This window comes from uncultured Dokdonia sp., assembly GCF_947492815.1.
GTDB lineage: Bacteria > Bacteroidota > Bacteroidia > Flavobacteriales > Flavobacteriaceae > Dokdonia.
In genome coordinates this window covers 42,841-58,100 of record NZ_CANLOB010000013.1, presented here as the reverse complement: position 1 = coordinate 58,100, position 15,260 = coordinate 42,841, and the positions used below count along the sequence as shown (strand labels likewise).

The 15,260-nt window shown below is 33.8% G+C and carries 14 protein-coding genes; 2 read left to right on the top strand and 12 right to left on the bottom strand.

Features of this window, described 5'->3' with window-relative positions; all coding sequences use genetic code 11:
* Positions 1 to 4 precede the first annotated feature (4 nt).
* The gene (locus Q1A01_RS13115) at positions 5 to 1,216 is read right to left on the bottom strand and encodes a class I SAM-dependent rRNA methyltransferase (protein WP_299681485.1); all 1,212 of its coding nucleotides are present in this window, start codon (positions 1,214 to 1,216) and stop codon (positions 5 to 7) included.
* 78 nt (positions 1,217 to 1,294) lie between these two features.
* Here Q1A01_RS13115 and Q1A01_RS13110 point away from each other — a divergent pair, with 78 nt between their 5' ends.
* A complete protein-coding gene (locus tag Q1A01_RS13110; protein WP_299681482.1) occupies positions 1,295 to 1,909 on the top strand; it encodes a M15 family metallopeptidase in 615 nt (204 codons plus the stop codon).
* Between the two features lie 74 nt (positions 1,910 to 1,983).
* Here Q1A01_RS13110 and Q1A01_RS13105 read toward each other — a convergent pair whose 3' ends face one another.
* The 11 genes from Q1A01_RS13105 to Q1A01_RS13055 all read right to left on the bottom strand — a co-directional run bounded on the left by Q1A01_RS13105 (position 1,984) and on the right by Q1A01_RS13055 (position 14,187).
* Positions 1,984 to 4,494 carry a zinc-dependent metalloprotease gene (locus tag Q1A01_RS13105; protein ID WP_299681480.1) on the bottom strand — a complete coding sequence of 837 codons (2,511 nt, stop codon included), beginning with the start codon at positions 4,492 to 4,494 and terminating at the stop codon, positions 1,984 to 1,986.
* Between the two features lie 113 nt (positions 4,495 to 4,607).
* Positions 4,608 to 5,552 (bottom strand): hypothetical protein, encoded by a 945-nt coding sequence (locus Q1A01_RS13100; RefSeq protein ID WP_299681477.1) that lies wholly within the window; start codon positions 5,550 to 5,552, stop codon positions 4,608 to 4,610.
* Positions 5,553 to 5,569: 17 nt separating this feature from the next.
* Positions 5,570 to 6,529, bottom strand: a complete 960-nt coding sequence (locus tag Q1A01_RS13095) for a hypothetical protein (protein ID WP_299681475.1) — start codon at positions 6,527 to 6,529, stop codon at positions 5,570 to 5,572.
* Between the two features lie 18 nt (positions 6,530 to 6,547).
* Positions 6,548 to 7,498 carry a hypothetical protein gene (locus Q1A01_RS13090; protein WP_299681473.1) on the bottom strand — a complete coding sequence of 317 codons (951 nt, stop codon included), beginning with the start codon at positions 7,496 to 7,498 and terminating at the stop codon, positions 6,548 to 6,550.
* A 106-nt stretch (positions 7,499 to 7,604) separates the two neighbouring features.
* Entirely contained in the window at positions 7,605 to 8,597 is a 993-nt protein-coding gene (locus tag Q1A01_RS13085; RefSeq protein ID WP_299681471.1) for a hypothetical protein, read from the bottom strand.
* 85 nt (positions 8,598 to 8,682) lie between these two features.
* Complete coding sequence (locus tag Q1A01_RS13080; protein WP_299681470.1) at positions 8,683 to 9,663, bottom strand: hypothetical protein; 981 nt, start codon at positions 9,661 to 9,663, stop codon at positions 8,683 to 8,685.
* Between the two features lie 93 nt (positions 9,664 to 9,756).
* Complete coding sequence (locus Q1A01_RS13075) at positions 9,757 to 10,713, bottom strand: hypothetical protein (RefSeq protein WP_299681468.1); 957 nt, start codon at positions 10,711 to 10,713, stop codon at positions 9,757 to 9,759.
* A 102-nt stretch (positions 10,714 to 10,815) separates the two neighbouring features.
* Positions 10,816 to 11,214, bottom strand: coding sequence for a hotdog domain-containing protein (locus tag Q1A01_RS13070; RefSeq protein ID WP_299681466.1), 399 nt, complete (start codon positions 11,212 to 11,214; stop codon positions 10,816 to 10,818).
* 186 nt (positions 11,215 to 11,400) lie between these two features.
* A complete protein-coding gene (locus Q1A01_RS13065) occupies positions 11,401 to 12,747 on the bottom strand; it encodes a gluconate:H+ symporter (protein ID WP_299681464.1) in 1,347 nt (448 codons plus the stop codon).
* A 49-nt stretch (positions 12,748 to 12,796) separates the two neighbouring features.
* Positions 12,797 to 13,285: a gluconokinase gene (locus Q1A01_RS13060; RefSeq protein WP_299681462.1), complete on the bottom strand. Its 489-nt coding sequence runs from the start codon at positions 13,283 to 13,285 to the stop codon at positions 12,797 to 12,799.
* Entirely contained in the window at positions 13,285 to 14,187 is a 903-nt protein-coding gene (locus Q1A01_RS13055; protein WP_299681460.1) for a DUF72 domain-containing protein, read from the bottom strand. Before Q1A01_RS13055 ends, Q1A01_RS13060 begins: the two co-directional genes overlap by 1 nt.
* A gap of 277 nt (positions 14,188 to 14,464) precedes the next feature.
* Here Q1A01_RS13055 and Q1A01_RS13050 point away from each other — a divergent pair, with 277 nt between their 5' ends.
* Positions 14,465 to 15,229 carry an outer membrane lipoprotein-sorting protein gene (locus Q1A01_RS13050; protein ID WP_299681458.1) on the top strand — a complete coding sequence of 255 codons (765 nt, stop codon included), beginning with the start codon at positions 14,465 to 14,467 and terminating at the stop codon, positions 15,227 to 15,229.
* The last annotated feature ends 31 nt before the right edge of the window (positions 15,230 to 15,260 follow it).

Here is a 15,260-nt window from a genome sequence, read left to right as displayed (position 1 = left end):
TAATTTATGAATCTAAATGGTAATACCCACATTTAAGATATGCTCCTTCTGGAAAACTAATAGGATGATCACTATCATGAAATGTTTTTTCTATTACTTTGAAGGAACGCTTACTTTTTGCGATAGCCTGTTCTGAAATATCAAAAAATTGCTGTGCTGTAATTCTTGAAGAACAAGAAGCTAGTACTAAAATACCTTTTTTAGTGACTAATTGTACGCCTAAAGAAGCTAATCTACTGTAACTATGCTTAGCACTTTCTATCTCTCTAGCACTTTTTGCAAAACTAGGAGGGTCAATCACAACAATATCAAATTTTTGTTGCTCGTCTATAAGTTGTTGTAATCCTACAAAAGCATCTACAGCCATCACTTTGTGCGTTCCTTTACTAGGATTTAATTTCCCATTTTCAAGAGCTACTTCTAAGGCTTGTGCGCTTATATCTAGACTCACGACTTCGGTAGCACCACCTGCAAGTGCGTGTACTGAAAATCCGCCAGCATAACTAAATATATCTAAAACTCTATTTCCTTTAGATAGTTCACCAACACGTTTTCTATTATGTCTATGATCTAAAAAATAGCCTGTTTTATGACCATGAATTACATTAGCTGAAAAACGTATTCCATGTTCTTTAAAATAAATAACTTCAGAAGGTAATGTACCATGAATGACTTGTCCGTCTTTAAATCCATGTGCATTTGATTTCTGTAAATTGCGGCTTAATCTCACAACTACAGTGTTTACTTTAGAAATAGAGACGAGTTCTGGTAGGATCATTTCTAGATATGGAAACCAGATTCCTGTATACAATTTGACGACTAAAACATCTTTATAAACATCGGCGATGAAGCCCGGGAATCCATCATTTTCTCCAAAAAGTAAGCGATAACTATTAGTAGCTGTTTTTAATAATTCAGTTCGTTTAGAAAATGCTGTAGCTATTCTTTGTTGAAAAAACAACGTATCTAGAGTTGTTGGAGATGCGCTAATTACTTTAATTCTAATAGGAGAATCTGGATCATACAAACCAATTGCAAATACCTTATCCTTACGTTGATCAAATAAAATTGCAATATCTCCTGCGTTTCCTGCTTTATTTTGTTTGGCGATACTATCTTCAAAAATCCACGGATGTCCTTGTTTTACAAGTTTTTCAGCTTTAGGTTTTAATTTAATAGCCAGACGCTGCGTTTTTATATGTGGAAATTGGATCATAATTTACTAAGATTAAGCAATTATACGCTTTCGCGAAAGCGTATACAACCTCATCATCATTTTTTGTATTTTAACGGTATGAAGATATATCATTTTTTAATAGGCATTATGCTGTTTTCTTATATAAGTAATGCACAGGAATCGCCACTAGTAAACATCGAAACCTATGGAGGTACGTATGCATATGATGTAAAATATGCTACAGATGATAATTTCTTAAAAACAACGGTGTATGATTGTGTGCAATGCTTACTACTTCCAGAAGTCGCCGAAGCTATTGCTGCTGCCAATCATGATTTTTGTGAATTAGGTTATAAAATTCAATTTTTTGATTGTTATAGACCGCTTTCTGTTCAAAAGAAAATGTGGGCAATTTACCCTAACCCTTCGTATGTAGGAAATCCTTATAAGAGTGGTTCTATTCATAATAGAGGTGCTGCTATTGATATGACTATTGTAAAACTGGATGGAACTCCTCTAGATATGGGAAGTGATTATGATCATTTTGGAAAAGAAGCCCATATAGATCATCCACATCATACCGATACTGTAAAAGCAAATAGAAAGTTGTTATGGGATGTGATGAAAAAGAATGGATTTTCTGTGATTAGAACAGAGTGGTGGCATTTTAATTATGATGCAAAAAATTATGGTCTAAAAGTACTAGATATCGATTTTGACTGTTCGGAATAGCAATAATTAGATATGTACATAAAAAAGCTCTTAAATAATTCTATTTAAGAGCTTTTAAATTTATAGTTTATTGGTTATTTAGGATCTAATAAAGCATCTATTCTAGCAATTACATCTTGGTAATGGTATTTTGTAATTCTATTAATGTTTCCATTTTTAGCATTTCTTAGTGTAGAACGCAAAGTTGTTAGTTCGCCTCGCACCAATGATTTAATATCTGAAGTACTGGTATTGTATACAAACGTACTTTCAAAACCAGGTCTTCCTCTTCTTCTCGCAGGTCCATCGTTTGTCATTAAAAACTGCATTCTATCTATGTATGACTTCTGTAAATTACGTCTGTATATATCTACACTTTGTCCTCGTGAAGCTTCAGACCACAGTCCTTTACGCAATTGAGAGAACATCTCATAAGCACTGTAATATTCATCATTTACAGTTTCTGCATCTATGAGTCTTCCTATACGATCAAAACTTAAAAGACCATTTAAATAGCGAGATTGTACGTTGCGCATACGTTCAAAATAACCTGCATGATCTATATTTTGTAATATAGAAGCGTCTGCTAACCAATCTTGTGTTTTAAATAAGTTATCTTGAAGCCACTTCATAGACTCCTGTTGTGCATTTTTATCCAAATGTGTATATACTATTCCAGATTGATCAGGATTTTTGAGATTTTCATATACACCACCTATATTCGTTACCACATGACCAACATATCTGCTATAAACTCCTAATAATTCACCATAAAGTTCTTCTAAATCTTGGTAGTTATTGGTTTGATCAGAGGTCCAAGATGGTAAGTTCTTTATTACATATTTCAAATTTTTAATACCATATGTACTAGCTTTGATAGGATCATCTCCAATACCTTCTGTTTGTGATTGCGGGTCAAAACGGCTAGACTGACGTCCATATTTATAAATAGGATCATTTGCTTTCTCTACAATCCACTTATTTAATGTAGGCAGTTCTCCTTCGGTTGTTGTGTTGGGTAACCATCTATATCCCCAATTTACAGCATAGTGATCATAAGGTCCCATCTGACGTACAAAACGTATATTTTGGTCTCCTGGTTGTGCGATATAATTATATCTCGCATAATCCATAAGGCTTGCAGCAATTCCATTTTTTTGAGTAAACGTACCGTCTCTATAAGATTCTACATCATATGCATAACTAGCTGCCATATTATGAGGGAATCCTAAAGCATGACCTACTTCATGAGCAATTACCATACGCATCATCTCCCCTATCTCATCGTCGGGTGTATTTAAGGTTCGAGCGCTAGGGTTTGCAGCACCAGTTTCTAATAAATAGCGATTTCTATAACTACGTAAATGATTATGATACCAAATGATATCACTTTCTATAATCTCTCCACTACGAGGGTCTGACACACTTGGTCCTACTGCATTACGAGTAGTACTAGCAACATAACGTACCACAGAATATCGTATATCTTCAGGACTAAATTCAGGATCTTCTTCTGGAGTGGGTGCATCCTTAGCTATAATGGCATTTTTGAATCCTGCAGTTTCAAAAGGTTTTTGCCAATCTTCTATTCCTTGCTTAATATACTTCTGTAAATTTTCAGGGGTTCCTGGATCTAAATAATATACAATAGGCTTTACAGGTTCTACCAACTCTCCTCTTGCATATGCTTCTGGATCTTTAGGTTCTAATCGCCATCTTCTTATGTATGTCTTTTCATCAGCTTTTAACGCATCGCTTCCATAATCATATTGACTTACTGTAAAAAAGCCAACTCTAGGATCTGAAATCCTAGGTTGCATCGGTTCTTCTGGTAATAGAATCATAGATTGATTCATTTGAAGACTAATAGATTCTGTACTTCGAGCTGTAGGTGGTTCTGAAGCATCATAGGTAAAGTCTTGTTTTACCTCAATATTCAATGGAAAACTTTTAACACTGTTTATAAAACTACGAGAAGCGTCTAGTTTTTTTACTTTGTATTGTTTACGTAAACGAGAAGGTAAACCACTAATTGCTTTTACATCTGTAGAAAATAGCTTTGTAACATCTATAACAACCGCCGTAGAGTCTTTATTAAATGCTTTTATATCAAAAGCATATAATGTAGGCTCATAATTATTTACACGTACAGAATTACTAATTGCTTTTGTACTATCTGCAATATTTCTATACGATTTTACTTTGAGTAATATTTTATCTTGAAAACGTTGCCAATGAACAACTTGTTCATTCGTTTTTGTACCTGCATTAAAAAAACCTCCTCCTAGTCCAGAAGGTATTTGAGCAATACGACTTACCCAAAGCATGTCTTTTTCTAATACAGAAAAGGGAATTTCATAGAGATATGATTTTTTGACACGATGTACTTGAAAAAGACCACTATCTGTTATTGCTTCTTTAGTAACAACCTCTTTATAGTCTTTAATAGAATTTTTATCTTTCTTTTCTTTCTTTTCTTTCTTTTGCTCTGATTTTTCTACTTTCTCAGGAATTCCTTTCTTTTTTCTCTTATTCCTTTTTTGAGCATGTATAGTGGTAGTAAAACAGAATACACATAGTAAACTAAGCGTTAAAATTCTTCTCATTGGTTGGGTTTGTTGATGTGATGATATTAAGTACTTAGCAAAATAAGAATAACAAAATACTTAACAATAATTTAGATCAACATTAACATTTTAATAAGATAAATCGCTTGTGTTTATTGTTTTGAAAAACGAAATCGAATAGTTTGTGGAGTTGTGAGATCACCTGATCCTCCCCAACCTTCATAACCAAATACTAAGTTTAATTCAAAAACAGTATCATCATTAAGGTCTACAATTCCAAAATTTTCTTCATCAGGTCCTGTAAGACTATGAAATGCAGAATCTCTACAAAAAAGATTAACAGATTGATAGATTTTTGGATATACATTTGTTCCAGCAATTGTAAACTCTAACCCTTCACCTATAAGTCCTGTATTTCTTACATTAGGTGTACTTCCTGCTGTAATAGAGACAATTCCTTGATCTCCCACACTGAAAAAAGATGGAGAAGATCCTGCTACTATCTCATAATTATAGGTTCCTGTAAATAAGTCGTTTTCAATAGTGTCTATGACGTTAATAACATATCTATAGGGCGATTTAAAAAAGCAAGCATCTGTAAGTATAGAGGCACTTCCGTTTTCAGAACTAAACGTACGACCATCTGTAAGATGTATTTCCATACGCAAATCAAATTGATCTCCAGCTTGTATTGTGCCTGAATTAAGGCTTAAAGCATCGATAGCTTCTTGGTACACAACTTCTATAGTGCCTACAGGTAATCCATTACCTCCTGTTTGAAAATCAGAACTAGGAACATCACGTAACGTAATTTCAGCACTACTGTTGTCTCCATTAGAAATATCTCTATCTGTATACTGAATATAGAGTCTTACAAAATCAAAAATTCCACCTTCTTCAAGATCTTGTTCTTCTAACACCACTGTAAAAGCACTTTCTAAATCTGTACGTTCAAAATTAGGAGAAACTCTATCGATATTACGCAAAATTGCACCACGTTCTACCTCCTCAAGTACAACATCTATAGCTTTATCATCACTGCTACAGGATACTATAAAGATAATTACTAGTAAGTATGCTAATTGATATAATCTCATTGTGTACTATTTTAAAGTTATTGTTTCGTAAATTTAAATGTATATAAAACAGGTATACCAGGCATATTATCGTTAAAATCTAATGTTCCATCCCACCCCTCAAAGCCAACAATTAGATCTACAAAAAAGGTGCTATCATCATTTAAATCTATTGCTCCAAAACTAGTATCATCTGGTCCTGATAAAATATGAGGAGCAGATTCTCTACAAAAAAGATTTACTGATTGATAAATCTTTGGAAAGATATTTTCACCTGCTATTGTAACTTCTAGGCCTTCACCTATAATACTAGTCGTCCTAACATTAGGAAGGTTGCTTTCAAATATAGAAACAATACCTTGATTTGAAATATGAAAACTAAATTCATCTGCTCCATTTACGACTTCATAAGAATATGTTCCTGTAAACAGTTCATTTGGAATAACTTCTAAAACATTGATCTCATAACGCAATGGAGATTTAAAAAAACAGGCATCTGTAAGAATAGAAGCACTATTATTTGAATTACTAAAAGTACGTCCATCTATAAGATGAATTTCCATGCGTAAACCAAATTGGTCTCCTGGAGTGATTAATGAAGTATTTACTGAAAGTGCGGTTACCGCTTCTTGGTAAGAAACAAGCACGGTTGTTCTAGGTAAGCCGTTGGGGCCAATTTCAAATACACTCGCTGGAACATCTCTTAACATAACCTCTTGTGTATCTAAATTAACATCACTGTCCGTTTGATCTCTGAAATCTATGTATAAACGAACAAAATCAAGAAGCGCTCCATCTTCAATATCTTGTGCTTCTATCTCTAATTCAAAAGCACTTTCAAAATCATTATGTATAAAATCTTTACGAATTTTATTGACATTACGTAGTATCGCTCCTCTTTCTATTTCTTGTACAACTTCATCTATTACTTTATCATCTTCACTACAAGACAGTATACAAATAAAACTAAAAACAACTACTAAGCGGAATATTTTCATCGTATACTTTTTTTGTAATTATTGTTTTGAAAACCTCACTTTAGAGGGAACATTAGAAAAATTACATCTTGCATCAAACCCTTCAAATGCTTCTAAGAAGTGTAGTTCAAAAACACTATCATCATTGGTATCGATAGTTGCAGGTACTGTATCTGGACCAATCAGAATTCTATCAGATAGGTCTTCTTGTGTACACCCAAGACTAAGTCTTTGATATCTAGTAACAACAGTGACATCACATACAACACTAAATTCAATCTCTAGTGTAGCTCCTGGTACATCTATATCAATAATTCTAAAATTATTAGAATGTCCATTTCTAACAGTTACAAGACCTTCTTCTCCAAAGGTAGGTCCGAAAAAACCATCTTGAATATTCATTAATTGATACACTCCTGTAAAGTCATCTAAAGGAATAGGCTCTACAATATTGATTAAATAGGTAAATGGGGATTTAAAAAATCCGTTGGCATTTACGACTGTACCTGAAGAGTTTGTCACATTAAATGTTAATCCATCAGATAAATTAAGATCCATATCAATACGAAATTGATCTTTACAAGCTGTTTGATCTATGGTTAACCCTGTAGCATCCAGTAATTCTGCAAAACTATATTCTAATGTAATTGCTGGCAATGCAAAATCACCAACCGTAAAATTTTCTGGAGTAAGCGTTTCTAAAAGTATTCTTTGTGTCGAAACTGAATTTCCTGAAGGTGTATTATCTATAAAGGAAACATAGACATCAACAGTACTCAACAATCCGCCATCTTCTATATCTTGTTCTTGCAAATCAACACTAAACGTACTGGCAGGATTATTTGCTTCAAATTCTCCATTATTAAATTGCAATGTCCGTAAAACAGCACCTCTATCTACTTCTTCGAGCACTGTTTCTATGGCTTTATCTTCATCATTACAGGAAATACATACAAAGAGACTGAGGATAATAAATGTAATTTTTTTCATAAGAATCTATTTGGTTAGTTAATGGTTATGTAACAGTTTCACCTCTTGAGAAGGTGAGGAAATTTTTAGCATGTATATTTTCTTTACACGCTTTCGCGAAAGCGTATTATTGCTTAGAAAAACGGTATCTAGAAGGTGCTGTCTGATAGCCACATTCGCCATCAAAACCTAAATAGCCTTCTACAAACCATAATTCAAAAACAGTATCATCATTGGGGTCTGCTAAACCGGGTACGGTATCAGGTCCTAATAACGTAGGAGCGGCATTAAATCGACAATACCCTTCTGGAGAAGATAATTGATTTTTACCCATTACAATGATGTCACTTACTACCGTAAATTCCCAACGTCTTGGTTGCTCTAAACCTACATGATGTAAATTATGAAATGCTCTAAACTCTCTTGTGTTTGAAGAATGTCCTTTTACGACCTCGATAATAGTGCCATCTGGAAAAGGCTGTCTTAACTCATCTACAAAAGTTTGTCCATTGGGACCGTCTACGATAGATTCCATCAAATAGTTTCCTGTAAAAAGATCTTCAGCGATGGGTGATACAATATTTATAGTGTAACAAAATGGTGAACTAAAAAAGGTGTCAAATGCGATGATAATAGAACTCGCATTAGAAGCATTAAATACACGACCGTCTATAAGGTTTAAATTTAAACTTATTAAAAATTGATCTTTAACAGCAACATCTGCAGCTGTAAGACCTGTAATAGCTAAAAGTTCTTCAAAAGTATATAGAAGAGATGTTGTAGGTAGATTGTTTGATCCTGTCACCCATTCTGAAGCAGGAATTGTTTCTATTAACGTAGCGGCAACAGAGTTATTTCCATTACTAGGTGTATTGTCTTTAAATTGAACTAACACCTCAACCTCATTTAATAATCCCCCTTCTTCAACATCCATTTCTTCTACGTCAATACTAAATGTACTTTGAAGGTTATTAATATCAAAATCAAGATTATTTACTGCCAATGTCCTAACTACAGCCCCGCGTTCTACTTCTTCTAAGACGACTTCTATAGATTTTTCATCGCTATTACAAGAGAATAAGGCCCCTAAGATTAGGAGAGAAAAGTATTTATTTTTCATAAGAGTTGGTTATTTATTTAAAAGTAATGCTATATGCTAGATCAAACGTACGTACCGATAATAATTAACCCTATCTTTTTAAAGCCTATTGTTTTGATAATCTAACAGCAGAAGATGTTGTAGGCCAACCACAAAAACCGTCAAACCCTTCAAAAGCTTCTATAAAACGGATATCAAAAACAGTATCATCATTTGGATCGGCTGTGCCTGATAAATTAGTTGCAGGACCTAATAATACATGTACATCTCCCTCTACTCCTGCTCCGCAAACAATAGAAGATCGCACATATCTTGTTAATATAATTTGATCACACGCAATGGTAAACTCTACTTCAGATCGCACTAAAACACCACCTGTAGTTGTTTGTTGAGCATCTCTAAAAATCTCAAAACTCCTTGCATTAGGTCTTGTTCTAGTCAATTCTAAAAGGTCAGGAGATATAATGGTAGGGCCATTAAAGCCATCTTCTATACTCGTATAAGAGTATGTACCCGTAAATAAATCATCATCTATACCATCTACTACAATTACATCATACGTAAAAGGAGAATTTAGCGCACTTCCAAAACCTATAATAGGACCATTTGTATTTGCATTTGAAAAACTTCTACCATCTGTCAAGTTAAGCGTCAAATCAATTACAAATTGATCTGTACAACTTATTTGAGAACCCTCTACATTTAAAGCTTCTAATAATTCTTGGGTTGTAATGGTAACTGTCGTAACAGGTAATCCATTAACTCCTGTTGTAAAATCTGTAGTTGTTATATTTCTAAAGAATTCAGAAGTGCTAGAATTATCACCGTTATCAGGTGTATTATCTATAAATGAAATGAAAAAATCAACATCCGAAAGTAATGCTGTTTCTTGGCCATCTTGGTATTCTAATGTAAACTGAATAGGAAGCTCTGGCTGTGAAGTGTCAAACGTTAAATTATCTATAGATTGTGTACGGAGTACTGCCCCTACCTGAGCATCAGAAAAAACAATATCGACCGCCTTTTCATCATCATTACAGGATATATACACCACTAGACACAGTAGTATCAAGTATTTTTTAATCATAACAAGTGTGTTTATTTAAAAAAACATTAGTAAAAAATAGTATGCATTATATACATACTATTTGAACGTGTGTCCTGAAAAATGATAACGATATTATTGTTTAGAAAGTCTTATTCTAGAAGGAGCTGTTCCGAAACCACAATTCCCATCAAAGCCTAGATATCCCTCTACAAACCATAATTCAAAAACCGTATCATCATTAGGATCTATAGTAGCATTTACAGTATCTGGACCCAATAAAATTGCTGGATCAATACCACAAAAACCTATTTTACTAGACAGTAAGTCTTTACTAAACACCGATTCATTACAAACAATCGTAAATCTAAAAATACGAGGGAGCTCTTGCTCTATAGATAATCTATGGCGTAATCGCATTTCGCGCACATTTGTAGAGTGTCCTTTATACACTTCTACAAGTTGAGGCCCATCACCAAATGTAGGTCCTAGAGGTCCGTTTAATACACTTTCCAATTGATATATTCCTGTAAACATATCTTCAGCTATAGGTTCAATAACGTTAATTGTATAACAAAATGGCGAACTCCAGAAATCATCAGCCGCAAGTATTTTAGAGCTTGATTGTCCCGTTGTAAATGAACGACCATCTGTAAGTTTTTGATTAATTCTAACTTCAAATTGGTCTTTACATGACATATCAGCCATGGTTAAATTAAAAACATCTAGTGCTTCTTCAAAAGAAACCGTGAGCGGACTTACAGGTTTTCCAAATTGTCCTATTGTAAAAACATCTCGTTCTAGTGTTTTTAATAACACCTCATTAGATGGTACTCCTCCTGATTGTTTATAGGTAAGATATACTTCTATAGCGTCTAGCAATCCTCCATTTTGCTCATCATGAGCTTCTAGTTCTACTCTAAAAATATCATTGGGATTATTAATAGAAAAATCTGAATTTACAGTTTCGGTAGTACGCACATATGCGCCTATTTCTCTATCATCGGCATTTGTAAGAGCCACTTTATCGTCATTATCACATGATAATATAAAAAAGCAAAGAAGTACAGATACTCGTATAAATGAAGTCATAACTTGGTAAGGTTGGTTTAGTAATGCCTAAGATAATTAGGATACTTATACTAGTGAGTCACAACCGATAATAATTACCTCCATAACACATTATAAAACGAATTAATTTTTAGAGTTTTCAAGACGATCTTTTACATATTCAACCTCTTTTTTACCATGAGGTTTTGCCTTTCCATCATCGCCAAGGCCAACCATTACAATACGTTCTATCGTAATAATAACTTCTCGTGTCATCTTATTACGTACTTCACATTTGAGTGTTAAAGAAGCTGTTCCAAATTTTACAACTTCAAGTCCTATTTCTATGATATCACCTTTTTTTGCGCTTGCGCGAAAATCAATTTCACTCATATACTTAGTGACCGTACGTGGATTTTCTAACTGAATAATAGCATACAATGCAGCTTCTTCATCTATCCATTCTAATAACCTACCTCCAAAAAGTGTCCCATTTGGATTTAAATCTTCAGGTTTTATCCATTTACGTGTGTGAAAGTTCATTCTATAATATATTTCTGAGAAGTCAGAAACCTCATCCAACTCCTATAATTAGTAATTTAGGGCAAATTTAGTGCACTTCATGACAATAATAACTGTTATTATGATATCAAATTCTTATACTGGTATATATGCTTTCGCGAAAGCAAACTTATGAGATTTACAACCATAAGGAAGATTAAAGCGTACTTACACTAAATACCAAAGAACTGTTGAAACGACTAAGCCTATGATTGCAATTAGGGAGGTCATTACTGTCCACGATCGGAATGTTTCTTTTTCGGTAAGTCCTAAATATTGTTTTACCAACCAAAAACCACTATCATTCACATGGGAAAATACTGTTGCCCCAGATGCAATAGCAATCACAAGTACTGCAAGTTGAGGAGCACTCGTTTCTGTAAGACCAAGAAGAGGTGCCGTAATACCAGCTGCAGTAATCATTGCCACTGTAGCAGATCCTTGTAATATACGTACAATTGCTGCTACAATAAATCCAAAGACAACAGGTGGGAAGAAATCTGTATTCAGTCCTTCGGCAATCATTTTACCAGAACCCGTGTCTATAAGTATTTGTTTAAATGCACCACCTGCTCCAGTAAGTAATATAATCACACCAGCAGGGTATAGTGATTTTGTAGAAATATCTAATAATTGTTGTTTTGAAAACCCCTTCCTTATTCCCAAGACATACCAAGCCACAATATTTGCAATAATAAGAGCAACAAAGGGATGTCCAAGTAATCCAGCTACATAGGTAAGCCATGTAGGTAAACTATCTTGATCAAATAATGGACTCCCCAATACAGTATTACATACAATCAAAAAAATAGGAATCGCTATAATTAATAAGATAGTTACTGCAGAAGGCGCATTTTCTGGAATCTCCGTGGTTGTGATCATATCCTCTGGAGTTTCTATATGCATTGTTTTTGATAAACGTTTTGCAAGCATAGGTCCTGCAACAATAGCCGCAGGTAGTCCTGCTAAAAAACCAAATATAATAACGTATCCAAGATCAGCCCCTAATATATCTGCGACAGCAATAGGTCCTGGAGTGGGAGGAATAAACGTATGCGTAATAGCAAGTCCAGCTAACAACGGAATCGCATATAAAAGCAATGATTTTTTTGTTTGTTTTTGTAATGCATAAATCAATGGAACTAGGATAATAAAGGCAACATCAAAAAACACAGGAATTGCTACTAAAAAGCCCGTAAGCATTACAGCCCAATGTGCACTTTTAACACCAAAGAGTTTCAACATAGATTGGGCAAGTTGTTGTGCTCCTCCTGATCGTTCCAGTATCGCTCCAAACAAAGCACCAAGGCCCACTACTGTTGCAACAAAACCTAAAGTCCCTCCCATCCCATTCTTAACACTATCTAGAATGGTTTTGGGATCCATACCAGCAACCACACCTACCACTATACAGGTAATCAACAACGCTATAAATGCTTGAAACTTTAAACGAAGTATTAAAAATAATAAGACACTAACGCCTATAAACACTGCTGCAAGTAATTGTATGTCCATGTTGTATTTTAGTTATTAGTTATATTGATAAGCCCTATTATAATAGGTTCTATTGTTTATCAATAGTATGTATAATATGTTTAAGTAATCTATCTTTTTGTAATCCTGCATCGCAAATAATACCCGATGTAGGTGCTTCTAACGTATCAAATTGAGATTGTAATAAATTAGGATTGAAAAAATGGTTTTTACGAACTTCCAAGCGTTGTGATATCATGTCAAAGCTAGCCGAAAGGTAAATGGTCTTTACCAGTGACTGATCAACTTTAAGCCTTGTACGATAGCTTTCTTTTAGGGCTGAACATGCTAAAACCGCTCCCTTTATCTTCCATTGATCATATTGGGTGACAATACGATCTAACCAAGGCCACCTATCCTCATCTTGTAACGGAATTCCTGAAGCCATTTTATCTTTGTTTTCTTGAGGATGAAAATCATCTGCATCATAAAAAGGAATATCAAGCTGTTTTGCTATGGCTTGTCCTAGGGTAGTTTTCCCTACTCCAGAAACGCCCATCACTATGTAAATCGTTCCCATTAAAATAAAGTAGGTGTATTGGTGTTATTTTGTGATAATGTTTCTGGTATTTTTAAATTTAAAGACAAAGCACTATTTAGTTTTTCTATAAAATAGGCTGATAATAAAGGGGATTCTACCTCTACATTTTGATGTATAAAAAAATGAATATTCTTTAGTCCTTGAGATACCCATTTTTGTAATCGTATAATCCAATCATCTAATCGTGTATAATCACTTTCATGATTTGCACCTACAAAACGAATAAATGCTTCATTATTTGTTAATCGCATATGCATGATATCACGTCTACCTGCTGTATCAACAAGGACATTAGCCATATTATGTTCTTCCAGAGTATGGTATAAACGATCTGCTACCTGAGGGTCATTAAACCAATCTGTATGTCTAAACTCTAATGCTATAGGTACATGAGAAGGCCAGTTATTGATAAAGTTATCTACCCTATCAAAATTTTTAGGCTGGAAATTATTATGCATTTGTAAGAAAATCGTTCCTAATTTTTCTTTTAAAGCTAGCGTATGATCCACATATTCTGGAATATACTGTTCGGAGTCTATAAGTCTTTTTAGATGGCTTATGTTATTGGTTATTTTAGGGAAAAACTTAAATCCTTCAGGCGTTTTATGATACCATTTTTCATACTGTTCTTTTGGAAAAAGTCTATAAAATGTAGCATTGAGTTCTATACAATTAAATTGATTTGAATAGTAACCTAATTCATCCTTAGTACCTCTAGGGTAAAAGTTTTTTAAATCTTGTTTATTCCATTTTGCACAACCTACATACACTTGAAGTGGATCTGATACATCACTCTTACTTAAGACTCTTTCTGTATCTATATGATCCTGAGGTAATGTAAAATCTATAGCTTCTGGCTGTTCTACTTTTCCAAATTTCATGTTAACTTATTGTAAAATGATAAAGATAAAAGAATCGATCTTTACTTACTATGTTTAGCATATAAAATCAACTACAACGTTAGCGTAAACCAAGTATATTTTTCAGAAGTATTAGTATCTTTATCAAGATCATTTACAGATGAGATATTAAAAATATTTTTAGTCATCAAAAAACAATAGAAAAAAAAGAAAAAAAAATCGAAAAATCTGTAACAAAAAGGACGCTCTATAGTCTTATGGCTAGACATCAAACAACAAATACACAAATTATACTTTTATGAAAACGATTAAACTATTAATTGCAGTAGTACTTATAGCTGTTGCTTTCCCTACACATGCACAAACTGCTGATGAGATTATCGCTAATTATTTTGAAAATACAGGTGGTGAAGAAGCTTGGGGTAAATTGGAAGGAATTCAGATCAATGCTGTAGTAAATCAAGGATTTGATATTCCTGTAACAATCATCGAAATGAAAGATGGTCGTCAAATGATCAAGATTAACCTACAAGGTCAAGAGATTACACAATTAGCTTTTGACGGTGAAGTAGCATGGACTACAAATTTCCAGTCCATGAAATCAGAAAAGGTAGATTCTGAAACGTTAGAGAACTTTAAGACACTTGCTGGAAAAAGTTTCCCTAGCCCATTTTTGAATTACAAAGAAAAAGGATTCAGCGTTGAGCTTTTAGGAGAAGAGCTTATTGATGGTACAAATACATATAAAGTAGAAATTACTATGGACCCTGTAAAAGCTGATGGAGAAATGGTAGACAACAAAATTACATATTACTTTGAAGATGAAAACTTTGTACCTATTCAAACTGCTTCTGAAGTACAAGCTGGTCCAAGCAAAGGACAAATCTCTAAAGATACATACAGTGATTACACAGAAGTACTAATGGAAGGACAATCAGAAGGAGAAGGGCTATATTTTGCACTTGCGAGAACTGTTTTTGGAGGTCAAGCTTTAGAAATTAAAAGTATTGATCTTAATCCAAAAGTAACTGATGATATGTTTGCATTTCCAACGCAAGAATAATTTAAGACTATATACAAACCTCAATCGTAAA

Bases quoted from the DNA above. Each gene is read 5' to 3' on its own strand.
- Q1A01_RS13105 (WP_299681480.1), bottom strand. From the start codon at position 4,494: ATGAGAAGAATTTTAACGCTTAGTTTACTATGTGTATTCTGTTTTACT.
- Q1A01_RS13100 (WP_299681477.1), bottom strand. From the start codon at position 5,552: ATGAGATTATATCAATTAGCATACTTACTAGTAATTATCTTTATAGTA.
- Q1A01_RS13085 (WP_299681471.1), bottom strand. From the start codon at position 8,597: ATGAAAAATAAATACTTTTCTCTCCTAATCTTAGGGGCCTTATTCTCT.
- Q1A01_RS13070 (WP_299681466.1), bottom strand. From the start codon at position 11,214: ATGAACTTTCACACACGTAAATGGATAAAACCTGAAGATTTAAATCCA.
- Q1A01_RS13050 (WP_299681458.1), top strand. From the start codon at position 14,465: ATGAAAACGATTAAACTATTAATTGCAGTAGTACTTATAGCTGTTGCT.
- Q1A01_RS13065 (WP_299681464.1), bottom strand. From the start codon at position 12,747: ATGGACATACAATTACTTGCAGCAGTGTTTATAGGCGTTAGTGTCTTA.
- Q1A01_RS13080 (WP_299681470.1), bottom strand. From the start codon at position 9,663: ATGATTAAAAAATACTTGATACTACTGTGTCTAGTGGTGTATATATCC.
- Q1A01_RS13055 (WP_299681460.1), bottom strand. From the start codon at position 14,187: ATGAAATTTGGAAAAGTAGAACAGCCAGAAGCTATAGATTTTACATTA.
- Q1A01_RS13115 (WP_299681485.1), bottom strand. From the start codon at position 1,216: ATGATCCAATTTCCACATATAAAAACGCAGCGTCTGGCTATTAAATTA.
- Q1A01_RS13075 (WP_299681468.1), bottom strand. From the start codon at position 10,713: ATGACTTCATTTATACGAGTATCTGTACTTCTTTGCTTTTTTATATTA.
- Q1A01_RS13095 (WP_299681475.1), bottom strand. From the start codon at position 6,529: ATGAAAATATTCCGCTTAGTAGTTGTTTTTAGTTTTATTTGTATACTG.
- Q1A01_RS13110 (WP_299681482.1), top strand. From the start codon at position 1,295: ATGAAGATATATCATTTTTTAATAGGCATTATGCTGTTTTCTTATATA.
- Q1A01_RS13060 (WP_299681462.1), bottom strand. From the start codon at position 13,285: ATGGGAACGATTTACATAGTGATGGGCGTTTCTGGAGTAGGGAAAACT.
- Q1A01_RS13090 (WP_299681473.1), bottom strand. From the start codon at position 7,498: ATGAAAAAAATTACATTTATTATCCTCAGTCTCTTTGTATGTATTTCC.